At 39.6% G+C, this 25,031-nt stretch carries 20 protein-coding genes and 1 riboswitch; of the genes, 4 read left to right on the top strand and 16 right to left on the bottom strand.

The genetic code is table 11. The annotated features are described in order from the left end of the window. Nucleotides 1-27: 27 nt before the first annotated feature. Nucleotides 28-2,352, bottom strand: a complete 2,325-nt coding sequence (locus ACNHOZ_RS14375; protein ID WP_447697189.1) for a hypothetical protein — start codon at nt 2,350-2,352, stop codon at nt 28-30. Between the two features lie 305 nt (nt 2,353-2,657). Next, a riboswitch (cyclic di-GMP riboswitch) is annotated at nt 2,658-2,743 on the top strand. A 23-nt stretch (nt 2,744-2,766) separates the two neighbouring features. Here ACNHOZ_RS14375 and ACNHOZ_RS14370 point away from each other — a divergent pair. Beyond that, nucleotides 2,767-4,269: a glycosyltransferase family 2 protein gene (locus ACNHOZ_RS14370; RefSeq protein ID WP_447697188.1), complete on the top strand. Its 1,503-nt coding sequence runs from the start codon at nt 2,767-2,769 to the stop codon at nt 4,267-4,269. Nucleotides 4,270-4,301: 32 nt separating this feature from the next. Here the strand turns inward: ACNHOZ_RS14370 and ACNHOZ_RS14365 are convergent, their stop codons facing one another. Further along, complete coding sequence (locus tag ACNHOZ_RS14365; RefSeq protein WP_447697187.1) at nt 4,302-6,782, bottom strand: sensor domain-containing protein; 2,481 nt, start codon at nt 6,780-6,782, stop codon at nt 4,302-4,304. Between the two features lie 182 nt (nt 6,783-6,964). Between ACNHOZ_RS14365 and ACNHOZ_RS14360 the strand changes: the two genes are divergently transcribed. Then, nucleotides 6,965-7,243 carry a hypothetical protein gene (locus tag ACNHOZ_RS14360; protein ID WP_447697186.1) on the top strand — a complete coding sequence of 93 codons (279 nt, stop codon included), beginning with the start codon at nt 6,965-6,967 and terminating at the stop codon, nt 7,241-7,243. A gap of 36 nt (nt 7,244-7,279) precedes the next feature. On the opposite strand, the gene ACNHOZ_RS14355 is transcribed toward ACNHOZ_RS14360, so the two are convergent. The 5 genes from ACNHOZ_RS14355 to ACNHOZ_RS14335 form a co-directional block, all read right to left on the bottom strand. Further along, nucleotides 7,280-8,209: an NAD(P)/FAD-dependent oxidoreductase gene (locus tag ACNHOZ_RS14355; protein WP_447697185.1), complete on the bottom strand. Its 930-nt coding sequence runs from the start codon at nt 8,207-8,209 to the stop codon at nt 7,280-7,282. Nucleotides 8,210-8,257: 48 nt separating this feature from the next. Further along, entirely contained in the window at nt 8,258-8,902 is a 645-nt protein-coding gene (folE, locus tag ACNHOZ_RS14350) for a GTP cyclohydrolase I FolE (protein ID WP_221817917.1), read from the bottom strand. A 57-nt stretch (nt 8,903-8,959) separates the two neighbouring features. Continuing rightward, nucleotides 8,960-11,491, bottom strand: a complete 2,532-nt coding sequence (locus ACNHOZ_RS14345; protein ID WP_447697184.1) for an EAL domain-containing protein — start codon at nt 11,489-11,491, stop codon at nt 8,960-8,962. A 280-nt stretch (nt 11,492-11,771) separates the two neighbouring features. Continuing rightward, nucleotides 11,772-12,032, bottom strand: coding sequence for a hypothetical protein (locus ACNHOZ_RS14340; RefSeq protein WP_447697183.1), 261 nt, complete (start codon nt 12,030-12,032; stop codon nt 11,772-11,774). Continuing rightward, a complete protein-coding gene (locus ACNHOZ_RS14335; RefSeq protein ID WP_447697182.1) occupies nt 12,029-12,247 on the bottom strand; it encodes a hypothetical protein in 219 nt (72 codons plus the stop codon). The genes ACNHOZ_RS14340 and ACNHOZ_RS14335 overlap by 4 nt, the downstream gene beginning before the upstream one ends. Before the next feature lie 247 nt (nt 12,248-12,494). Between ACNHOZ_RS14335 and ACNHOZ_RS14330 the strand changes: the two genes are divergently transcribed. Both ACNHOZ_RS14330 and ACNHOZ_RS14325 read left to right on the top strand, forming a co-directional pair. After that, nucleotides 12,495-13,010, top strand: a complete 516-nt coding sequence (locus ACNHOZ_RS14330) for a cupin domain-containing protein (RefSeq protein ID WP_447697181.1) — start codon at nt 12,495-12,497, stop codon at nt 13,008-13,010. A 154-nt stretch (nt 13,011-13,164) separates the two neighbouring features. Further along, on the top strand, nt 13,165-14,157 hold the full coding sequence (locus tag ACNHOZ_RS14325) for a DUF3231 family protein (protein ID WP_447697180.1): 993 nt from the start codon (nt 13,165-13,167) through the stop codon (nt 14,155-14,157). Between the two features lie 149 nt (nt 14,158-14,306). Here the strand turns inward: ACNHOZ_RS14325 and ACNHOZ_RS14320 are convergent, their stop codons facing one another. From ACNHOZ_RS14320 to ACNHOZ_RS14280, 9 genes are all read right to left on the bottom strand, one after another. After that, a complete protein-coding gene (locus ACNHOZ_RS14320) occupies nt 14,307-14,945 on the bottom strand; it encodes an SdpI family protein (RefSeq protein WP_155008390.1) in 639 nt (212 codons plus the stop codon). Beyond that, nucleotides 14,946-15,209: an autorepressor SdpR family transcription factor gene (locus tag ACNHOZ_RS14315; RefSeq protein WP_013082079.1), complete on the bottom strand. Its 264-nt coding sequence runs from the start codon at nt 15,207-15,209 to the stop codon at nt 14,946-14,948. 104 nt (nt 15,210-15,313) lie between these two features. Next, nucleotides 15,314-15,487: a hypothetical protein gene (locus tag ACNHOZ_RS14310; RefSeq protein WP_028407741.1), complete on the bottom strand. Its 174-nt coding sequence runs from the start codon at nt 15,485-15,487 to the stop codon at nt 15,314-15,316. Nucleotides 15,488-15,578: 91 nt separating this feature from the next. Continuing rightward, complete coding sequence (locus ACNHOZ_RS14305) at nt 15,579-15,752, bottom strand: hypothetical protein (protein WP_204247885.1); 174 nt, start codon at nt 15,750-15,752, stop codon at nt 15,579-15,581. Nucleotides 15,753-15,917: 165 nt separating this feature from the next. Next, entirely contained in the window at nt 15,918-18,947 is a 3,030-nt protein-coding gene (locus ACNHOZ_RS14300; protein WP_447697179.1) for an efflux RND transporter permease subunit, read from the bottom strand. Between the two features lie 321 nt (nt 18,948-19,268). Beyond that, nucleotides 19,269-20,606, bottom strand: coding sequence for an MFS transporter (locus ACNHOZ_RS14295; RefSeq protein WP_447697178.1), 1,338 nt, complete (start codon nt 20,604-20,606; stop codon nt 19,269-19,271). 130 nt (nt 20,607-20,736) lie between these two features. Next, nucleotides 20,737-22,143 (bottom strand): sodium:solute symporter, encoded by a 1,407-nt coding sequence (locus tag ACNHOZ_RS14290; RefSeq protein WP_033578249.1) that lies wholly within the window; start codon nt 22,141-22,143, stop codon nt 20,737-20,739. Nucleotides 22,144-22,206: 63 nt separating this feature from the next. Next, the gene (locus ACNHOZ_RS14285) at nt 22,207-23,523 is read right to left on the bottom strand and encodes an aspartate aminotransferase family protein (protein ID WP_243495531.1); all 1,317 of its coding nucleotides are present in this window, start codon (nt 23,521-23,523) and stop codon (nt 22,207-22,209) included. A gap of 73 nt (nt 23,524-23,596) precedes the next feature. Then, a complete protein-coding gene (locus tag ACNHOZ_RS14280; protein ID WP_028407737.1) occupies nt 23,597-24,967 on the bottom strand; it encodes a sigma-54 interaction domain-containing protein in 1,371 nt (456 codons plus the stop codon). Nucleotides 24,968-25,031: the final 64 nt, after the last annotated feature.

The following is a 25,031-nucleotide window of genomic DNA, read 5'->3' as shown; positions in this document are numbered from 1 at the left end:
GCCGAAGCATTTCGCTTTTTTGCTTAGTTATCTTTCAGCACTATAGCTAACCGCTGTTCGTATGCTTTCACTCATACCTGAATTGGTGATTGTCACGTATACTTTTCCCGCTTTTGAGCCAAGCTGCTTAATTGATAATACTGTTGATGATCCCTCTGACTGCTTGCTTGCAAGCAGCGTTCCTTTTGAAATCGCATTATATACTTGGATAACATCACCTTTAGCAATTTTACTTACAGTTACACTATCTGCTTTTCCTTTATTGTTGATTACTTTCACTTGTGATGATTGCAACGCATTGGATTGTTCCCCAGCGAATGACACCGTCGTGCGTGCACTTTCCGTCATACCTGAACGTGTGATGCTCACATACACTTTCCCTGCCTTTTGACCAACTTGCTTCGTTGTAAGTGTAAGCGACGTTCCTGTTGATGTTTTAGATGCAAGAACTGTTCCTTTTGAGCTTAAACTATATACTTTGATCATGTCACCTTTAGTAATTCCACTCACTGCAATTACATCATCTTTTCCTTTATTGTTCGTTACTTTCACTTGTGATGACTGTAATGAATTAGACTGCTCTCCTGAGAATGAGGCTGCTACGCGATCACTTTCACCCATTCCTGGGCGCATAACTGTTACATACACTTTTCCTGCTTTTTGACCGATTTGCTTCGCTGTAAGCGTAACCGATGTTCCTGTTGATGTTTTAGATGCAAGAATCGTTCCTTTTGAGTTCTCATTGTACACTCTAACGATATCACCTTTAGCAATGCCCGAAACTGCAATTACGTCATCTTTTCCTTTATTGTTTGTGACTTTAATTTGAGATGATTTTAAAGCAGAGGATTTCATAGATGTAATAAATTGATAAGGCTTATGTTCTGCATTGCCATAATAATCTGTAATAACAACAAAGTAAGTTCCTTTTTTCAACCAGGTTTGAACTGAGGCATTTCCTGAAACTAATTCGTCGTTATTTGTTACAAGCTCTTTATATACATACCCACCACTGTTTTGAATTTTAGCTTGCCAGCTTGCCCCCTCTTGCTGTTTCATTGCTAATGTCACATTTCCATCGTTGGGTACTACTACTTTATAAACATCAGTATCCCCATAAGAATTGATTGTACCTTTATATAACTGGCTAAGACTAATAGAATTAGCTGTAGTTAAGCTATTATTAAATTCTTTTTCATAGTTATTACTTGACGAAAATGATGTTTTTATTTCATAGGGTTCATCTGTTGCATAGCTATAACGTTCTACCGCAATATAGTATGACCCTTTTGGTAAACCTACTTGCATAGTTTCGTATCCTTCAACAAGTTCGCTATCATCTGTAACAAAACTATCAAACTCTTGAGATTTTGAATTTAAAATACTAACTTGCCACTTAAATCCAGCTTTTTGTTTCAAAGAAACAGTAATATTTCCATTGCTAGGAATATCAACTTTATAGACATCTTTATCATCGTCGTTATTTAATGTTCCTTTATAACTTTGATTTAGCTTCATTGAATTTGCCGTTGTCAAGCTGTTATTAAATTCTTTTTCATAGTTATCACTTTTTTCAAAACCTGCTTTTATCTCATAAGGTTCATCTACTCCGTAGCTATAATATTCTACTGTAATATAGTACAACCCTTTCGGTAAGCCTACTTGCCTCGTTTCATAACCATCAATCAATTCGCTATCATCTGTAGTCAAATCTTCGATAACTTTGCCACTGCTAGTTTGAATAGCTGCCTGCCAACGGACCCCCGGTTGTTGTTTCATAGATAAAGTAATGTTTCCGTCACTAGGAACTGTTATTTTATAGACATCTACATCCTCACTGTCGCTTAAATTTCCTTTATATGTTTGGTTTACGTTCATTATGTTTGCAGTAGCTAAGCTATTATTAAACTCTTTTTCATAATTATTGCTTGATGCAAAGCCAACTTTAAATTCATAGCGTTCGTCATAAGATGAATAATCATATGAACTAATTTCTATGTAGTATGTTCCTTTTGGAAGTCCTACTTCTGCTGAAGCATTACCCTCAATTAACTCACTATCATCTGTTTGGAATGATTGAAATACTTCTCCCTTGCTGTTCAAAATCTTTGCTTCCCAAGTAAATCCATCCCTTTGCTTGACTGACAACGTCACATTTCCGTCGCTCGGCAAAGAAAATTTATAAAAATCATCTTCGTTTTTCCCTTGTTGTAATTTACCATTATAAGCTTTATTTAATTCTACTTGTACAGCATTTGAAATCGCAGCATGTGTGAAAATTGGTTTCACTCCAAAAAAACCAAAACTCACGATAACTAATAGCAAAATTGTTTTTCGTATGGATAAAATCATACTATTCCTCCTTTTATTATTAAATACCTATTAATATTACAATATTTATATAAATATGGATATAAAAACCTATATTTTTACCATTTTATTTTTTTGTAAACTGACAACCAAAATTCTTATCAACTTAATACGATAATTTATTAACATTTTCACTCAACCTATAAACCATCATCGAAATTTGTCGAATCTTTTTTAGGGTAATTCAACCTATTTTTATGGTAAAATCTAAAAAAGATATTCGTTATATAGTATCTTTTTAGGTATTTCGTTCTTTAAAGAAAACAAAGAGTAGTGAACTTAACTTGTTCAGTTAAAGGCAAACCAGTCGAAAGGCTGGGACGCAAAACCTCAGGTCTAAGGTCTTTAGGACTAGGATAGCTGGGTTTCCTGATATATCAGGGGGTAAAGGAAAACATGAACAATCAGCGTGTCGTTACTGGAAGCATTGGAGCTTCATATATGAGGCCGCGCATTGTGGCATTCATTCCGGCGCACAATGAAGAAAAATCAATTCGCGACTGCTTGGCCGGGTTAGGCGATCAGCTTCTTCCGAATAATGTGGAGCTTGATGTATTTGTGATTGCAGATAACTGTACGGACCGCACAAAAGAAAAAGCGGAGCTGGCCGCAGATGAATTTGATTTAAATGTAAAAGTGCTGGTCACTGAAGGCAATAAACAACGAAAAGTCGGCGCGTTAAATACGGCTTGGAAAAAGATATATGGAGATACGCTCGATTTATATAATACGACGCTGACGAAATATCAGCAGCTGTATAAAGAGTCGATTAAAGCGATTTTAGGGATGGATGCAGACAGTCGCTTGGCTCCAAAAGCACTCATTCATTTATGGGAAGATTTAATGACGTCTCGAAACATCGGGGGCGTGATGGCAAAATATACGATGAGAATGCCCAAAAAGAAGAGCTCGCTGTCAAAAGATGACGTACGTTATGAAGAAAAGCTTGCAAGCGGCGAGTATGGCGGACCGATAGCCCGGTGGTGGACACATCAGCAAAAGCAGGATATGGCGAGCTGGTTGCTAGATCTTCAGTACCACGGCGGAAGCACGTACGTACTCGGTGGTCAGGCTACGCTGTTTCGCCCGGAAGCGCTTCAAAATATAGTGGAAGAAAATAAGCTTGACGGTCCTTGGCAAAATGACAGCGACGTTGAAGATATGCTGCTGACGTGGCAGCTGCAAAAATCCAACTGGAAAACGTTAATCAGTCCAGGTGCTCGCTGCTTTGTAGACTCGATGAGAAGCTATCACACGTACCGTGAACAGCGTAATAAATGGAAGTCCGGAACCGTTGATTTACTGACAAACGGAAACTTGGACGTCAGAACCAAGCATAAAGGAAAGCTGTGGCGTTCACAGATCAAAACGCTGTGTGATTTGCTCATTCGCCTGCTGTTTATTGTATTGTTATCGGCTGCGCTTGCGACTGATCAATTTTACTGGTCGTGGCTTTGGATCATTCCCATTGCGTTAGCTTCTGTGTTAAATATTATGCTTGCTGTGAAAACGCCAATGCACAGGCCAATTGATGTGATACTGGCCGGTCTTTTGATTAGTCCGGAAATTTATCTGTGGGTGAATTTAATTACGTTTGGTCAAGTGTGGCTAGAGAGGCTTGCCGCGAATAAAAAAGACGGCTGGGCGAATCAATACAACGCAGAAAATGGGAAAACGCGGAGTAAATTAGGGCAAGGGATTTTAACAGGATTTTCCTTTACAGGAATGATTGTTGTACTATGCATTTATTTCCGTGATTATTTAACGAGCCCTCCCGTACAGCAAGTCATTTATCCGTACTTAATGAACGGCTGGATCTTGCTGACATATTTGACCATCTATCAGTCTCTTTATATGTTTTACCAAATTTGGACGCTTCGAAAACCTATTCAAGCGTAAAAAAGTGATGTCTCTGTTGAGACATCACTTTTTTATAGAAATCGTTTCTTTAAATATTTTGCGATTTTTTGAGACGCAGCTGGCTGACTCACAATATAGCCTTGGATAAATGAACATTTATGCTTTTGTAAAAAGGCGAGCTGCTCGTTTGTTTCAACGCCTTCTGCGATCACTTTCATGTTAAGAGCATGAGCTAAATACAAAATGCTTTTTGTAATCGCCTGCTGCTTTCCTTTATCAGTCGCGTGTTGAATAAACGTTTTATCGATTTTTAACGTGTTAAATTCGAAGTCTTTTAAATGTGATAGCGAAGAAAAGCCGGTGCCAAAATCATCTAATGCAAACGTTACGCCACTTTTCTTTAATTCGTCCATCACTTTTTTTACGTGTTCTTCATACTGAATAATGGAGCTTTCCGTCACTTCAAATTCAATAAATGAAGGGTCGATGTTGTAATGAGCTAACGTTTGTTGAACGTGCTCTACAAATCCGCGTTTCAGCAAATGTTTAGACGAGACGTTAATCGAAACGGGCACGGTTTGTAATCCTTGATTCTTCCACTGCTGCAGCTGCTTGCAGACGTTCTCGATCACCCAGTCGCCGAGTTCAATAATTAAATGTGTTTCTTCTGCTAATGGAATAAAGTTTTCTGGTGATACGCGCCCCCACTCTGGGTGATTCCAGCGAATTAACGCTTCCATACTATCAATCTCTCTGCTGTTTGTATGAACTTTTGGCTGATATTCAATAAAAAACTCATTTTGAAGAAGTGCGTTGCGCAGTCCTTTTTCCAAGTGATAGCTTTTATACGTCTCGCTGTCCATTAACGGAGAATACAGCTGCCAGTCGCTTCGCCCGACTTCTTTGGCACGACGCATAGCAAGGTTGGCATTCGTCAATAAACTTTTCACATCTTCACCGTCATGCGGATAGATGCTGATTCCGATAGTGGCTGTGACGTAGAGAGAAAAGTCGTCAATGGTAATTTCTTTTTCGATTTCTTGAAAAAGTGCTGCGGCTAGCTTTTGACATTCATTTATATGTGCAAGAGATAAAAAACAAATCGCAAGCTCGTCTTCTCCTACTCTAGCTAGCATTACATCTGGCGTTACGAACTTTTTTAACCGACTGGCGATAGACTGCAGCAAGCGATCGCCTACGTCGTGTCCTAATGTATCATTAATATGCTTGAAGCGATTCAATCCTAGATAAAAGACCGCTAATGAATCTCTTTCTTTTTTCATTTGCCGAATGAAATTTTTTAATTCTCTTTCAAACTTTCTTCGATTCGGCAAGTTTGTCACATGATCATGAGTCGCCAGATATTCAACTTGATCCACGTACTTTTTTTCTGCGGTGATATCTTCAATAATCCCGTCTATGCGCACCAGCTTACCGTTCTCATCAAGGGTTGGAATGCATCGATCTTTTACCCACTTCATTTCTCCCGTTTGTGTGTAAATCCGATACTGATGACGAATTGTTTTTCCTTTTTGCAGCTGATGCTGCGCTTTTTCCACAGCTGGTTTATCGTCAGGGTGAATAAAGCTTTTCCACAGATCTCTATCTTCTAAAAATTTAATCGCATCTTCTCCGTAAATGCTGCTAACACCGTTTGAACATACAATCATTTTATTGCGCTGCACATCAACGGACCATATTCCGGCATCCAAATTGTTATAAATTGTTTGAAACTGCTGTTCTTTTTGCTTTAATTCATTCGTAATCACTTTCGATTCGGTAATATCATGAACTACGCCAATCAGCTGTATGACGTTTCCTTGCTCATCTGCTACTGCGTCCGCTTGCTCAAACACCGTACGTTCTTCACCGTTTGGCCGCATGAGCGCGTATTCAATTTTATAGCTTTCTCCCGTTGAAAGTGCCTCTGTAACTGCTTTTTGTAATCTTTTTTGGTCACATTCTTTAATAAATTGAAGAACATCTTTAAAAGAAGGAGTAAAGAGCTGACCAGGATTTAATCCGTAAATATTGTACAGCTGAGGTGACCAATAGCTTTTATCTTCCGCCACATCGTAATACCAGCTTCCTACATTCGCAAGCTTTTGCTCCATTTTCAAATGTGTTTCTAATTGAGAAATATGATTGGAACGCTCTTGCTCTTTTGAATCATCTCGGCATACGGCATAAACACCAGCTACTTGTTCATTTACGATAATAGGAATAAGAGTGATATATAAATAAAGTTCTTTTTTTGTTTTGTGATGAATTATCGTCGAAAACTGAACTTTTTCTCCTTTTAAAGCAAGTTGAAAGCGATCTTGTGCCTGTTGTTGTTTTGATTTATGTATAAGAGCCGTCAGCTGCTGGCTTTTTTCTTTATGCTCGTTTCCTGTTAGCTTGAAGGCTGCTTCGTTGCTAAACATGATATCGCCTTCACAGTTGATTAAAAAAATACCTTCACTGTATTCTTTTAAAAGCTGTGTATTCAAACGATCAAGATGTTTCATGATTATGATCGACTGGTCCTTCTTCGTGTTTTTATCTGGCAAGGTCTCATGCTGCCTCCTTTTATCTCTTTATCTATTTCTTCTATACTAGTAAAATAAGCTACATTTGACATATATTTTACTCTACTTTCCCCAAATGAGGAACATCTCAGGTAAAGATAGCCGAAAAGGTTTTTAAAGTCTTTTTTTATTTGGTAAAATAAAACATATAAAGGAGGGACAGCGTGACGCAAAGTGCTAAAAAACATGCTTTATTTTCTAGGGGTTCCTTTCAAACCGCTGCTTTTTTACTTCTTTTCTCGCCTCTTTTTACTCGTTTGTTTCAGCAGAACGTCTGGACGTATATAACAGTCGCTTCTATCATCGTTCTTTTTAATTTCATTACCGAATGTATTTTAGTAAAAAGAATCAGCGCTGCTCCGAAAAACTACATTGCTTTTTTCCAAACGATTTGTCTGCCTGTGAACGTACTTCTTCTATGTTTCTTTTACTATGTTACGTAAAAAAGCATCTATCGATTTGATAGATGCTTTTTGATATTATGACTTTTTCAAAAGGCTCGATACATGCTTGGCTACAATCGCTCCTTGACCGGCTGAAGAGCTGATACTAGAAAACAAGGGAGTCGTGCATGCGTCTCCAATGGCGTAAATAGATGGATTGCTGCTTTGATGCACTTCATTAATGACGATGAGCCCGCTTTGTGTAGTCGTGACTTTTTGTTTAATAAGTTCAACATTGGGCGCTACGCCTAATCTGATTAGCACTGCGTCTACTAATAAATTCTCGGACTCACCGTTTTTACTTTTTAAATCGATTGATGTGACGTGATGCTTTCCGTGGATAGCCGTCACTTCGGTATCTGTCATCACTTTAACACCGGGGTCGGAAAGAACTTTTTCAACGTATTGTTCTCTTGCTTTAAAATGCGTAGAACGATGAATCAAATATACTTGTTTTGCTTTTGATGCTAAAAGATGTGCTCCTTCAAACGCCCGGTCTCCTCCGCCAATGAGAGCAACCCTTTTACCTGTTAACCGTTCACCGTCTGCTGAAGCTGAATATACTTCTCCTCGGTCAATCATTTGCTGCTCACCCGGCACTCCGAGCTTTCGCTGACTAGAGCCCGTTGCTAAAATAAGATACGTATAGCCAATTTCTTTTTCTGTTTCTTGCTGCTTTACTTTTACTGTTTTAGAACGTTCATCAATGGAAATTACTTTTGTATTCGCTTCATATAAGCAGTCCATATCAATAAAATGCTGAACCATTTTACGCTGCATCTCAATTCCATTTTCCGCTTGTATTCCGGGATAATCAATAATCTCATTATAAATCGTAAACAGCTGTCCGCCTAACTGTGCCTGCTCTTCAAGAAGCAAGCACTCAACGCCTAGCCTTTTACACCACACGGCAGCAGAGATACCAGCGGGTCCTCCGCCAATAATCAGTACGTCAACATGTTGCATACAGCTCACCTCGCTTCTGCTTCTTAGCTTATATGGCTTTTTATTTCTTTACATTTGTCGCTGTAAAAGAGATAAAAATTCTCCTCGAACCTCTGGTTTTTCCATAAATGTTCCCCGAACGGATGAAGTGGCTGTAGAAGCTGAAGATTTTTTAATTCCTCTTCCGCACATGCACATATGCTTTGCTTCAATAATTACCATAACTCCTTTTGGCTCTAACACTTCTTCGATTGCATCTGCAATTTCATTTGTTAGACGTTCTTGAACTTGAAATCTTTTTGCATATCCTTCTACCGTACGAGCGATTTTAGATAAACCTGTGATTTTTTTATCCGGTATATACCCAACGTGGGCAACGCCAAAGAACGGCGCAAAGTGATGTTCACACATTGAGTGAAATTCAATATCTCGTATCAATACCAGTTCATTGTGATTCACATCGAATGTTTTTTCCAAATGAGCTTTCGGATCTTCACGGTAGCCTTCCGTGTATTCTAAAAATGCTTTTAACACGCGGTACGGCGTTTCTTCAAGGCCGTCTCTTTCCGGATCATCTCCGCATAAATCTATCAGTTCTTTCACCGCATTCATAAATGTGTCAGCTTGACCTATTTTTTTATCTATTTCAGTTGAATTTGTTCCTACTGTTTCTAAAAATTTTTGAGCAATTAAATTTTGTGTACTAAGTGCCATCTTTTTATGTCCTCTTCCCTTTTCTTAGTAAGTTTATTTTTAAATGATGGTTTTGCTTCAGCTATTTAAAAACGCTGCTTCAAAATCTTTTGCAGCAAGAGGCTTGCTAAACAAGTACCCCTGCATGTGATCACAGCCGTTTTCCATTAAAAACGCTTTTTGATATTCTTCTTCCACACCTTCTGCGATTACTTCAAGCTTTAAGCTTTGAGATAAGCTGATAATCGCCTGCGCAATTTCACTGTTGCTGTAATCTTCTTGAATATCCTGGATAAAAGACCGGTCGATTTTCAAACAATCGATTGGTAATTTTTTTAAATAGCTCAATGAAGAATATCCGGTTCCAAAATCATCGATAGAAATTGATATACCATATTTCTTTAACAGATGTAAAGCTTTAATCGTTTCTTCCGCGTTCATCAGCAATGTACTTTCCGTAATTTCCATTTCAAACCATGCGGGATCAAATCTATGAAGCGAAAGAAATTGCTGTATTTCATTAACTAACACAATCGGATCTTGAAACTGCCGCGGAGAAAAGTTAACCGCTAGCGTCATTTTTTCGTTTCGATCCTTGTTCCATTTGCTGACTTGAGAACAAGCTTTTTTCATGACAACTTCCCATAGAGACTGAATCAAACCAGTTTCTTCTGCGATAGGGATAAATACTTCCGGAGAAACAAATCCAAGTTCTGCGTCATTCCAGCGAACTAATGCTTCTACGCCGGTGATTACATTGCGCTTTGCTTCTATTTTAGGCTGATAGTAAACGTCAATGTCACCTTTTTGAATTGCTTTTCGCAAGCGCGTTTCGATGTGAACTTTTTCAGCTTGTTTTTGATTTAACGAATCATGATAAATACTTACTTTATTGCCGCCCTGTCTTTTTGAAGCATACATGGCGACATCTGCATACGTAATAAGCGTGTCCAAATTCGTAGAGTGCTCCGGATAAAAGCTTAACCCACTGCTGATACTGACGAAAACTTCATCATTGTCAATGTAGCAGGGCTGTTGAACATATGCAATGATCTTCTCGGTGATACCTTTAACTTCTTCCGGTGTAAAATCACTGAATAAAATGACAAACTCGTCTCCTCCTTGCCTTGTAAGAAAGCTGTTAGCAGGAGGCAGACATTCTTTAATACGGTTGGCGATCAGCTGTATAAGCTGATCTCCTTTTGAATGCCCTAGCGTATCATTAATATCTTTAAACCGGTCTATATCCATAAATAACACGGCTACGTGACGAATGGATTTTTCCTTCGACTCAACTAAGCGCCTGTTTAATTCTTCTTTAAAATATCTTCTGTTCGGCAATCCTGTCAAAAAGTCGTGGTACGCATGGTACTCACTTTCTTCCTGACTTTTCTTTAAATCGGCCACATATGTTTTTAAAAAATGAGAAAGGTGGTTGATATTTGCTACAAGTCCTCCCAGCTCATCTTTTCTTCTTACATTCAGCACCTTGCCAAAATTGCCTTTGGCGATTTGATTTACGTGCTCCATAATATGTTTAATCGGCCGCGTAATGGATGTAGAGAAAACAAAGCTGATAATAAGGACAATAAAGATAAACGGAAGAGACAGCAGTAAATGTTTGATTAATTCTTGCTGCAGCTCTTTTTTAATAAGTCCATAGTCATACACTACACCTATCACGTAAGCTGGAGAGTTTTTTTCTTTAATCGGTACCAATGTTTTTAATACTTTTTTATCGTTAATTTCAGCAGTATAGCTTTGTGATTTTCCCGTTTTTAAGGCCTTTTGAATGGACTTTTTATCACGTTCGGTATTTCGATACGTGTATGTACCGTACCAAATCGGCTGATCTTTTATTCTAATATATTTATTGCCGTTTAAATATACGTTTTGATTTCTTTTCCCGAAGTTTTTCGGGTTAAAAGCCGTTAGTTCAAGAACGCCTTCAAGATTTTCCGTAAAGCGGTTCATCACGTTCGTAGGGCCAAACCTTTTTTCAAAATCGAGGACGTGCTGATCTCGAAAATAAGGATCAATAATGTAATTAGTAGACCCGTCGTAATAATAACCCCATTTGTCAATGTGATTAGGGTTGCTAGAAGCTACTTCAATCGGCCCGCTCCAATAGTGAGGTAACGTCAATCCTTTTGTTGTCGTGACCGGCTGCTGAGAAAGAAGCTGCTGAAAGGAGGTATACCAATAGCCCCACTCTTTTGTAGACATATTGATTTCCTTAGGGTCAGAAGATTTCACGCCTATAATATCACCTGCTACGGGTGCTAATAATGTAATGTGAGATACCATCAGTTTTTTAGCCAATTGTTTTAACTCGTCATTGCTGACGTCATGATAATCAGCAGGCAAAGACTGTTGAATTGCAATTGAAGCCGTTCGTAATTCCTGTGCCATCCGATCTTCCATATAGGAGGCACTATTTTTAGAATTTTCGACTTCGTACGCAATTTCTTCTGTGACCAGCGTGATTTCCCTTTGATTAAACTCTGTTAATCTATTTTTTGATCTAATGTAGTGCAAGGTGTTATTTGCTAGTAGAATACACAATACCAGCAAAGTAAAGAATACGGACAACTTTTTCTTTATCGACACTAGTGATGGCCTCCTGTTTAAAGAACTGATCCGACAGTTTTAAAACCTGCCTATATGCTCTAGCTTTACATCGGATACTATTCTTCAATTTCCACAAAAAAAGAATGAACTCATACAAAAAACCAACCGCTTTGGTTGGCTCTATTCTTAACTAATCATCAAATATATTAAATACATACTTTTATTTACATGGGTAGAACAAATTTGTATTACTATAATATTTTAACTTCTTTTTTCAAAATATCAAAGGGGGAAAATTTAACTTTCTTTATCCCTGCCGCTACTTCTTAAACTTCTTCAACATTCGGTGATACCAATAGATTCCCACGCCCGTGAATAAAATAATCGTTCCCCACTGATGAGGTAAAAACTTCAGCATCCATATGGACATGATAATAGTCGCTACCGTTAAGTTACTCAGCCACTGTTCTCGGCTTAGCTTTTTCTTATTCATCACCACTGCCACATAACCAATGGGTGGCGTAAAAAAGCACAGCAGCAGCAAAAATTTTTCTGAACGGTGCCAAGGCTGTTTATTCATTTTTCCTCACTTTTTCTTTTTAAAATGAACTGATAGCCAAACGTCACAATGATCCCTGTCCAAAACATAGAAAATGACGACACTAACTCGGCACCTTTATAGGTATACATTATTACGTTCACAAACAGCAGCAATAAAAGGATATAAAAACCTGCCGACACAGCTTTATTCCAATTTTGATGCTCTCGTTTAGACGCATCTTTAAACAACTTCATCAAAACTCTCCTTTTACATCTCATACATGACTTATCCATTTAAGGGTTCTATCTTTATGTTAGCATACTGGGTAGTTTTGGAAAATAGACAAAGGAAATTATATGGAAAATCCATAATCAATAACAATAGAACTATAAAAAGATAATAAATGTAAATAAATAATTCTTTTTAACTATTATTTTGCACACAAAACGTCCATATTAGTATACAATAATTTCAAAATATGTTTTTTAAGGAGATAAAAGGATGACAGCAACTCATAATCAGCTAACAAACGCTTTTCACCGTACGCCGCACGATCAAAACACATTTCATTTTCTTGATGAAAAAGTAACGCTTCTTGTATCAGGTGAAGACACAAACGGAGCTTACGCCGTAGCACACGTAGTGAAACCAGCAAACCAAGGTCCCCCGCTTCACCTTCACGAACATGAGGACGAAACGTTTTACGTAAAGCGCGGCTCCATGATTTTCTACATAGGAGAAGAAATAATTGAAGCAAAAGCAGGCGATTATGTTTTTGCTCCTCGGGGTATTCAGCACCGCTTTGTGACCGGACCAGAAGAAACAGAATTTATCCTTACTGCTTCTCCAGCAGGCTTTGATTCATTCGTTAAAGAACTCGGTACTTCCGTTCCCGAAAATGCTCCTCTGCCGCAAGTGGGACCACCTGCTGAAGAAGAAATTATGAGTTTAGTTACCGTCTCTAAAAAATACGGCATTACCTACCCTGAAATTGAAAAAGCATTCAATAAAAAATAAACGCTTTACATAAAGATCTGCTTTTTGCCGGGCAGGTCTTTTTTCTATTTTTATCCTTCTTTACTCATGGAATAATTTAACACACCCTTGTCCACACTATGCTTATCTGTTTTTTATAAATACGTACCATTTTTATAGATAGGAGGAAAGCCTATTGAACGCAGAAAGCAAGCGTTTGACTTCGCCGGAGATAACGAGTCTATGCGCGCAGTATCAGCAGGATACGCTGGCGGTTTGTGTAGCAAAACACGTTCTTGTAACGGTCACGGATGCAGAGATTCGGGCGCTGTTTGCCTTTTCGCTAGAGCTATCAAAAAAGCATATTGAGCTGCTGACTGCCATTTTTCATGCCGAGCATTTTCCGTTGCCAAAAGGATTTACAGATGAAGATGTGGACTTGCACGCACCTCCGCTTTTTACAGACTCGTTTTGGCTGAAATATCTTCATGACATGACGATTCACGGCTTGGCAGGATACGGCATTTCATTTAGCGTGTCCGTTCGCCGAGATCTTCGAGATTATTATCATCAGTGTAATTTGGACGTGATGGAAGTATATAATCGGTCGCTCGACCTGCTTTTAGCAAAAAATCTTTATGTGCCGGCTCCTTATTTTTCAAATCCGAAACAACAAGAGCACATCACAGATTTGACTTACGCTCTTGATTTTGTAGGAAAGCAGCGCCTTTTAAACGCAACGGAAGCCGGAAATATTTATTTTAATTTGCGCAAAAGCATGGCAACCAAAGCGCTTTTAATTGCCTTTAAACAAGTGAGCAAACGAAAAGACGTGCGGAAAGTCATGGAGACGGGGCTTGATGTAGCCCACAAGCATATTGAGCTTTATTCTTCCATCATGCACGAGGAAAACCTTCATACGCCTCCGCTTTTGGATAATGAAATCACAACGTCTACGCACGCGCCTTTTTCAGAAAAGCTGATGACGTTTCACGCAGGAGCGATGTTTAAAGTAGCCATTACTTATTACGCAACGGCAATGACTACCAGCATGAGGCTTGATATTGTAGGACACTGTGAAGCGTGTATTTTACGAGATTTAAAAGTAGCGGGGCGCTGCAGCGAAGTGATGATTAAAAACGGGTGGATTGAAAAGCCCCCTGAAGCAAGCGACCGTAAAGAAATGTAAGTTTTTTTATAGCAGCTCTTGACCTGAAACGCGTTTCATACTTTATGCTGTATTTATTCTCATCAGCCGGCGTGACACGAACGGTGGCGTTACGGCTGATATGTTATCCATAAAAAAATCCGGTGTGTTCACCGGATTTTTTGGTATGCTTACATATTCATTTCTTTTTTATACGCCAAGTACGAATACAGATAAGGAATTGCCACGCACAGAACGATACTCCCCCACATGATAACTGACTTGTATCCATCAGGTAAAAAAGCGCTAATAAGAATTAGCAGTCCGCCGATAAAAAAGATCTTTCCAGATAAACGATGCGTCTTTTTCCATACGTTTTCATTGCTCAATGTCCACGGTGTACGAATCCCCATAAAATAGTTCGAGCGCACGCGCTGCAAGTAGTTTCCGATAATGATAAAAACGAGTCCAGCCATAATCGGAGCAATGTACGACATCGGCACGTTATAGCCAAGCCCCTGTAAAATAGTGCTCATATTTACAAAAAAGAATAATAGCAGTACGGCGTTTAACAGGATATTATACGTTTTTGAAAAGTACTTATAGTTTTCTTTACGCGGATCAATTCGCGGAACAAATGCGATGATAAAATAAATAAGTACCATGATTCCTACTGTTAAGATCATTGCATTTATCTTCGTTGCAAATCCATCTGCTTCTCCATTTGCTCCCCAGTGAATGGGCATCGTAGCTGGAAGATGCGGCAGTGCAACCAGCCATGCAATTAGTGTGAAAAGAGTAATGCTTAAAGGAAATACGTGTTTTTTCATTTAACTCTCTCCTTTCTGAAAGCTGAAAAACCAGCCAATTAAATCTTGAAAAACGGTTGTATTTAATGAATAAATCACAAACTGCCCTCTTTTTTCATCTTGAACGAGGTCCGCTTGCTTCAAGATTTTCAAATGATTTGAGATGCTTGGTTTGGTCATATTAAAATACTCGGAAATTTCTCCTGCGGTTAAATCCCGCTCTTTTAGCAGCTCTAAAATCTTTCTGCGAGTAGGATCCGCTAAGGCTTTAAACGTTTCATTCAATTGAAGTTCATCTCCATCATATTTAAGTATTTAGATAATTATCTAAATATTAAACTATAAAATATAATATGTCAATATTTTGAAAAGAGAACACCGCATTTGACTCATTTTTTTGTTTTTTCAAAGCAGTCCATACATACAAACTGCGCCTCTTGATGTAAAAAAGCTTTGATTTCGGTCATTCCTCTTCTACTCGGATACTTCATTCTCATCCATACTTCTTCATTCGGCTGAATTTCTTTTTGACAAACGGAACATCGCTCTTTTATTCGAAACATACTACCCCTCCATTTCTTTATCTAACTATACGTTTGACTAGTCAAAAAGTTTCATAAAAAAGAGGCTGGAACGTAACCAAATCAATTCCAGCTAAAGACAAAAAAATGAGAGAATGAGCTGAGCCGCTTGTGACACCGCAGTTGATTTCCGTGCAAGGCTTCGCTTTCCGCGGGCGGCCGCTGAGCCTCCTCGTCGCATATGCTCCTGGGGGGTCTCACCTGTTCCGCTTTTCCCGCAGGAGTCTTCGCCTTGCCCTCCAATCACCTGCTAGAAAGACTTACACACATAAAACCTATGTTTACCCTAACAAAAAAAACAAACCACGAATCAAACATCTTGATCAATGGTTCGTTTTTCACTTTTTCTAAAATCCTTTTGTTCAGCCTCTTCCTTCAACTAAATTACTTATGTCCTAACCTCTTTTAAACATTATAGCGGCGTTACGTCTTCCTGCTGTTTTTGCTGTATTCTTTGCTTTTTCGATTTTCTGAAATGAAGCAGTTCATATACAACTGGAATGACTACAAGGGTAAGAAGAGTTGCAACAGCCAATCCTCCGATTACAACGACTGCTAGACTTTGAGAAACGAGGCTTCCGCTTTCGCTTTGTTTAAATAAAAGCGGCAGCATTGCACAAATCGTAGCAGCAGACGTCATAACAATTGGACGCATACGCGTAGCGGCTGCTTCAACAATGGCATCGCGCATAATCATTTTCTTTTCATTTTGCTTCACGCGGTCTAATAGTACAATGGCGTTGGTTACAACAATACCAATCAGCATCAGTGCTCCAAGTAAAGCCGTTACGTCTACTGGAATGCGGCTGATTAATAATCCTAAAATGGCACCAATCGCAGCAAGCGGAAGTGAGAATAAAATCGCAAACGGCGTGCGGATCGTTTTAAACGTAATCACCATAATTAAGAACACAATACCGATCGACACGAGCATCGTAATAAACAAGTCAGAGAAATCTTCTCCTTGCTGCGTGCTTGCTCCGCCGATTACAACGTCAACATCTTTTGAAATCGACAGTCCTTTATTCTTACCGTCTCCAAAAATCGCTGTTTGAATGTCTTTATTAATTTCTGAAAGCTTTTCTGGATTGACATCCGCTGTTACTTGAATATACGGGTCTCCGTTTTTATGAAACTGATTTGTCGGCTTTTCAGCTTGCGTTAGCGAAGCCACTTTTGAAACAGGCGACGGTCCTGTCTCTGTCATAATAGAAATATCTTTTAACTCTTTTGGTGACGTTGGATTTAAGACAGATTCAAGAAGTACGTTTGCTTGCTTGCCTTCTAAATCTATCGCTCCAATCGGCGTTTTATTCAGCATAACGCCAAGCTGCTGCGCTACTTGCTGCGTGTTTGCTTTTGTTGGATCTACGTCTAAAGAGTAAATCGTTTTCTTTTCGTCTTGGTTCGTAGAAACTTTGTCTACTCCTTTTATATCACTTATTTCTTTCTTAATGCTGCTTGCCGTCTTTTCTAACTTGTTCATGTCATTTCCAATTACATCAACGGTAATCGAAGTAGTAGACGCTCCCATTAGTGAAGCAGCACTTACGCTAAGATCCCCTCCGTCATAGAGTTTCTTTTGATTTTGGATTCGTTTCATTAGCGAATCTGTGTTTCCACTGTCTTTTACGGTAATCGTATACGTAGCTTCAGTAGGTGAACCAACGTCTCCCCACTTGGCTCCTTCGTCCGTATTACCAAGCTGCATGTATACTTCTTTTACTTCTTTTTGAGCTAAAATGTAGCGTTCAAGCTGCAGTGATTTTTCTTCTACGGTTTTAATTGGCGTATTATTTGGATAGCTTAACGTTGTGCCTACAAAGTCAGATGAAGAGTTATCAACCGCTCCTTTAGGCATCATCGTGTACGCGCCAATAGATCCGACAAATAAAAGCAGCGAAAGCAGCAGTACAACCCATTTATGATTAAGCGACCACGTAATAACCTTTGTAAAACGAACCGGCTGCTTGTGCTTGCGAAGTTTTTCATTTTTTAATAGCCCGGCACTCATTAACGGTACAACCGTAAGCGCCACAATTAATGAAGACAGCAGTGAATATGTCAGCGTTAGAGCGAACGGAAGCATAAAGTCCTGAAGCCCTCCGTTTACAAGGCCGATTGGTAAAAAGACAGCTACTGTCGTTAACGTAGAAGCAGTAATAGCAGAGCCTACTTCTTTTGTGGCATCAATAATCAGTCCAAGCGAAAACTCTTCTTTTTGCATTTTGCGGAAGATGTTTTCAATGACAACGATACTATCATCTACCAATCTCCCAATCGCTACCGCTACTCCTCCAAGTGTTAAAATATTAAGCGTGACGCCTGATTTGGATAATAAAAAAAGCGTAAAGCAAAGCGATAACGGAATGGATACAATTGTGATAAACGTAGAGCGAGCGCTGCGTAAAAACAGCATGATGACAACAGTCGCAAAAAGTGCGCCTAGCAACACTTCTTTCATCATGGAATGAACAGAGTTTTGTACGCTATCCCCTGTTGCAAAAAATACAGAAGCATTCACATCGTTATAGTCTTTGTTAATTTGCTGAGAAAGTTTTTTTACTTCTTTTGTAATGCTAACGGCGTTTGAGTGACTGTCTTTTGTCACAATAAGTAAAAGTGCATCTTTTCCGTTAATATGCGTCACGACGCCTTCAGGCTTTTTGACCTCTACTTTTGCAAGGTCGCCTAGCGTTACACCCTGTGCAACCGGCAGCTTTTTCACTTTGTCCAAGCTGTCAACTTTACCTGTTACGTTGATATTGCTCGACTTGTTATTAATGACTTTTTCTCCAACTGCAAGCGACGTGTTTTTTCCTTCTAACACGCTGATGACTTTATCAATCGTCACGTTCTTTTGTGACAATTTTTTATTATCAACTTTAATAGACACGTAGGAATCCGCTGTTCCATATGTTTGAACACTGGCAATGCCTTTAATGTCTTTATATTTAGGGATCAGTTTTTTCTCTGCAAAATCCAGATTGTCTCTTGTTAATCCTTCTTTAAATGTGAGTGAAATATCTGCGATGGGAATCATAGAGGTGTTTAATTGAATAACATTAGGCTTTGATACGCTGGCTGGAAGCTGCACCGAAGACAGCGCTTCTTGGACGTTTGTTTTTGCTTCTTTCATATCCGTTTTGGATTCAAATGAAATATCGATTTTGGAATAGCCGTCTCCCGTCGTTGAATACACGTTGCTTTTTCCTTTAACACCGGCTACCGCTTCTTCAATCGGTGACGTCACTTGTTTTTCCATCGAGTCTGCATCCGTTCCTTGCCCCATAACTACTACTGACACTTGAGGCTGATCAGCGGTCGGCAGGAACTCCATCGGAAGTGTAAAATAACTAATGACTCCTAAAGCTAAAATTAAAATAGACATAATGGTAATAGCCGCTTTATTTTTGAACGACCATTTGGTGAGCCAAGACATGAAATATCCCCTTTCACTTTTTCGTACAAACTTAGTCAAACATTTCTAAAATATGCTAAATGACTACTAAATTATACCTAATGTTTTTTGCCATTTAAAGACTTATTTTTGTAAAAAGTCCCATTATTTGAACAAAATTATTTATGAATAATATAAGCAGCTCCTTTACGGCACAAAAAAAAGACGCCGATCCCCGGCGTCCCACATGTAGTAAGTGAAAGAAGAAGAAGAATATGCCTACGATTTCTCAGGCAATTCTATGACCTTATTTGGTTTCTTCCCGTTTTTTTTATGAAATAAACATATTTAGCATAAATCCCCTCAACTAGCAGCTCGACTGTGCTTTGTTTCCGTATCGTTTTGAATTTTTAACGACGTTAATAACGCCACGATGCTTCCAGCAAAGCCAAATAAAAACAAGTGATGAATGCCTGCCATAAAGCTTCCGCCTGAAGTCAGCAACGCACCCATAATGGTAACGCCGATTGCTGTTCCCATGTTTCGGCAAAACATAAAAAATGATGTTGAAATACCTCTTTCATGTCCTCCTACTAATTGCTGTACACCAATGACTCCAACCGTAGAAAGCAGACCAAACGACAGTCCTTGTACAATCATGACGCAAAACACATAAAAGAAGCCGTGACTTTCATTTAGCATCAGCAGAAGCGTTCCCGAACCAACCAGCAGCACATTCCCGATTAACAACAGCTTTCTGTAGCCATATTTTAAAATCCATTTACCTGCAGGCACGGACACAGACATCCATCCAACCGCTGTTCCTAACAGCGCCACTCCGCTCATAAACAGTGACAAATGCGCTACTCGCTGTAAAAATAACGGAATGTAGCTTGACGTTCCGAATAAAGCCACCGTTCCAATAAACGCATTGATGTTAATCCATGACAGCGTTTTGTTTTGGAACATAGACAACGGTACAATCGGAGAAGCATGTTTTCGTTCATGCAAATAAAAGATCACTAATAAAATAAGTCCAACGACTGCATACACAATTCGGTTTTGTTCCACTACTGTCACAAGCAGCAGTGAGGTAACGCCCGCTCCAAACAAAATAGCGCCGATGTAATCGACTTTTGCTCGTTTCGGCTCATAGCTTTCTTGATACGGCATTAACGTCAGAAATGAAACGATACACACCGGTAAATTAATAAAGAAAATCCATCTCCACGTTAAATAATCCACAAAAAAAGCGCCTAAAAGCGGTGCTAACACAGCTGATAATCCCCACATCGTTGTAAAGAGCGCCTGAATTTTCCCTCGTTTCTCCACTGGAAATAAGTCTCCGGCAATAATAGCGGGAAAGGCCACCATAAACCCGGCTCCTATTCCTTGAACCGCACGGAAAAGAACAAGCTGAATCATCGTATTTGCCACGCCGCAAAGCATTGAACCAATTAAAAAAGCAATAATTCCAAACCCAAATACTTTTTTGCGGCCAAATAAATCCGATAATCTTCCCGCTACCGGAGATAAAATCGTACTTGCAATCATGTACGAAGCAAACGACCACGCGTACAAATCAAATCTTCCAAGCTCTTTTGCAATAACAGGCATCGTCGTATTCATAATTGTTGAATCAAGCGAAGCCACTAGCATCGCCAGCACAATACTAACCATTACGGACGTTCTGCTTTTCATGTACCAATCTCCTTATCTCTATAATCTGAGCGTCTAGTGTACTCCTCCTTGCCGTTCGTTGTCTATACTTATGCATACAAAATGCTAAAAAGCTTCTCACTTTACTATGAGAAGCTTTCCCCCCCCTTATTCACATATCTTCTTGAACCTTTTCTTGATCAGACAGTTCTTTGTTTCGAGCCATAACCGCAAATCCAGCCATTACAATGATGCTGCTTGAAATGCCGTATAGAATTGGCGTAGTAGAAGAAAGTCCTTCAATCAATAGACCTCCAAGCACTACTAGCGTACTAACAACAATCGCTGAAACTCCGGCTTTTGGATGAATGTCTTTCCAAAACAGCGAGACAACAAACGGAACAAAGATCGCTCCTGATAAAATGGCATAAGCAACGTCTAAAGCAACAAGCACGTCTTGAATCCAAAGAGCAAAAATAATAGCAAGCACGCCGACAATAAGTGTATTCACACGGGTTAAAACTAAATAGTTTTTCTCTGAAATATTTTTAAGCCATACTTTTTTAATGATATCGTTACTAATCAGCGTAGAAGACGCAAGCAGCGTTCCTGAAGCAGTTGACATCAGCGCCGAACAAACGCCTGCAAGTACGAGACCTAATAACCCTTGAGGCAGAATTTGAATCGCAAGCGTCGCAAAAATGCTTTGACTGCTTTCTGCGTTTGGCAGCAGCAAATACGCACACATTCCAATTACACTTCCCGCAATTGCGTAGGCAATGCTGTACACCCCTGCAAAAATAGAGCCGTTTCGCGCAATTTTTTCTGTTCGCGCCGTAAATACTCGCTGCCAAATATCTTGAGAAACTGCCATACCAAGCGTATATAGAAGGAAATACTGAAAAATTTGACCGTATCCAATCGATGAAAAATCAAAATACGATGATGGTAAATCTCCGGTAAGGGCTTTGAAACCTCCTGCTTCTGATACACTCATCGGAAGCATAAATCCAAAAATCGCCACCGTCATCACAACAAATTGAATAATATCAGTAACCGTTACGCTCCACATTCCGCCTAAAATCGTATAGAACAAAACAATCGAACCGCCAATTAGCATCGAGGCCGTCATGTTCCATCCAAGCAACGCATGAATGATTGTTCCCATTCCAATCACTTGAGTGACCGATACCATGAGTGTATAAATAGCGGCAACAACGGCGCTGATAATTTGCGCTTGAGCGTTATATCTTTTTCCTAGCAGCTCACTAATAGTAGTCACTTTCAACGACGAAATCCGCTTAATAAAAATCGTGCCAAGCGTAATGATTCCAAGTCCAATCATCGTCACAAACCAAATGCCAGACAGCCCGTGCTCATAGCCAAGCTGAGCCGTTCCAATCGTTGACGCTCCGCCTAAAATAACGGCTGATAAACATCCTAAATACATAAACATCCCTAAGTTTCGCCCGGCTAAAATAAAATCTTCTGATGACTTTGCTTTTAACGAGCCAATGATACCCGCTACAACCAATACGCCAAAATAGACAAACATAACCGTCATATCTAGTCCGTTCATAACAGATTCCTCCTTATTATGGGTCAATCTATCTTTCATTGAAGCAAAGAGCTTCTTAAAGCTTTAGATCACGTGAAGACTTGTGATTTCTGTCAATGCTTCGTCTAACACGCGAAGCCCGGCATCAATTTCTTCCTTTGTAATCGTTAAAGGAGGAATCATTCGAATCACTTCTCCGCTATTTCCGCAAAGGTAAAACAGCACCCCTTTTTCCAAACATTTGTCTAAAATCTCAAGAAGAAGATTTCCGTCACCTTGCTTTGTTTTCGGATTAATAATTTCAATTCCAATCATTAGTCCTACTGAACGAATGCTTCCGATCCCTTCATGCTTCGCTTTTAAATGCTGAAGCTGATCCGCTGCATATTTCCCCATTGCTTTTGAGTTTTCAATCAGCTTTTCTTCTTTTAGTACGTCTATGGTCGCAAGTGCTGCTGAACAAGCGATGGGGTTGCCTCCAAAAGTTGTTCCGTGTGTACCAATCGGCCACTTTTCCATGAGCTGCTTGGAAGCTACGGTAGCACTTAGCGGAAGTCCTGATGCTATGCCTTTTGCGATTGCCATAATGTCAGGCGTCACGTCAAACGTTTGAGCTGCAAACCACTCGCCGGTACGTCCAAAGCCGGTTTGCACTTCGTCAAAAATAAGCAGAATGCCGTGTCTATCACACACTTCTCTTATTTTTTGCAGCCATGCTTTCGGCGGGATCACGTAGCCGCCTTCTCCAAGAACCGGCTCTACAATCATGCACGCCACTTCTTCCGGCGTTACTTGATGCTTAAACAACGTGTCAAAATCTTTTTCCAGCTTTTCCACGCAGTAGATTTCCGGATCTTCTCCTTTTGGACACTGAGTCACGTCTGCATAAGGCACTTGATACGTTAAGCCCGATGGCTGAAGAAATTTCCGGTATTTGCTTTTTGATGTTGTCACGCTAAGCGCTCCGAGAGAACGCCCGTGAAAGCAGCCCATAAACGAAACCGTATAAGGTCTTTGCGTCACGTATTTTGCCAGTTTTAACGCTCCTTCTATTGCTTCAGTTCCGCTGTTAGCAAAGAAAAAGCAGTCCAGGCCTCTTGGCAATACTGTTTTTAATTCTTCAGCAAGCTGTAAAATAGATTCGTACATAATCACACCTGACGGGCCGTGCATAAGATGATCAACGCTATCTTTAATCGCTTGTACAACTTTAGGGTGACGATGACCTGTATTCGCTGTTGCAATACCCGATGTAAAATCTAAATACGTTTTTCCGTCCGCTCCGTAGTAGTAGCAGCCCTCTGCTTTTACCACCGGTAAATTAGGATGATCTTTCGCCATGCTTGGTGCTAGTAAATCCGGTAAACTGTTCATTAACTGTGTAAGTGATGCCTGCGTCATCTGACTTCCTCCTCGCAATCTATCAAGTAATGTGTTTGTACTTGTTTTACATGCAAAGAGCGTGCCAAAGACGTTAAAAAACAGAATGTTTTTTTAATTTTCTAACAACTGAAGGCTGACTGATTCCGAGTGCTTCACCTATTTCTGTTGTCGTTTTATACTGTTTTTTTGCTCTTACTAATATCTCTTTTTCCAGCTCGTTTAACGCGTCATTAAGCTTCATTTCCCCATGTTCTTCAACGTGTTGAATCCGTTTTTTCCTATGCAGAGAATGCGGCAAATGCTCCATTGTAATCAGCGTTTGTGAAGACACAACCACCGCGTGTTCAATCACATTGATTAACTCTCGTACGTTTCCTTTCCACTCATGTGCAAGCAGTGCGTGAATAACCGCATTATCAAACGTTCTTTTTCGGTTGTATTTCTTTTCAAACTGCTCGGCAAAATGTGTGAGCAGCGGAAAAATATCTTCAGGACGCTCGTTCAAAGATGGAATGGTAATCGGTACAACGCTTAAACGAAAATACAAATCTTCTCGAAATTCTTTTTCAGCGACGGCTTTTTCTAAATCTTTGTTCGTCGCTGCAATTAAGCGAAAGTCCACGGTTTTGGGCTTTCTTCCTCCAACGGAATAAAACTGTTTTTCTTGAATGAGCTTTAAAATTTTCACTTGATGCGCCGGTGACAGCTCTCCCACTTCATCTAAAAAAAGCGTGCCCCCGTCTGCTAATTCGACCAGTCCCACTTTTCCGTTTTTCGATGCACCCGTAAAAGCCCCTGCTTCATATCCAAACAGTTCCGCTTCAAATAAATGGTCTGGAATCGCCCCGCAGTTCACTTCAATAAACGGCCCTTTGCTTCTTGTACTTTTGTTATGTATCAGCTTGGCTAAATGCGTTTTTCCTACTCCGGACTGCCCTAAAAGCAAAATATTTACGTCCACGTTCGAAACGTGAACGGCCGTACGAAGAACGTGCTGCATCTTATCGCTGTTGCATACAATTCCTTCTGTTGATAGATTTTGGTTCCGCAGCAGCATAAGCTCGCTCTTTACGCGCTGCATTTCGCCTTCCATCGCATCAAGATATGTTTTCATTTCCATCAGCTCCGTCACATCGTGAGAATAGCTGACGATTCTTTTAATCTCGCCTTTTTCATCTTTGACCGGAATGCCCGTAACGAGCACTTGCTTGCCTTGTTTAGTTGTTTGTACAAGCGTAATTTTCTTCTTTGTTTCAAGCACAATTGGGGTAACAATTGGGGTAAACAGTCCTTGTTTTTCAAGTTCATACACAGACTTTCCCAGCAGTTTTTCAGCTTTTACATCGTAAATGTTTCCCGTTCCTTCATGTATTCGGACAATGATGCCTTTTTCATCCGTCACAAGCAAATCATCTTTTAATGAATGAAGGATCCACTGATTTTCATTCCATTCTGAATTCATGTATGCTCCCCGCTTTCTATTCATTTTTGAATAAAATACAATTCGTTTTTGAATAATGGCATTT

Source organism: Priestia sp. D51, from assembly GCF_053345675.1.
This window is presented reverse-complemented; position numbering and strand designations above follow the sequence as displayed.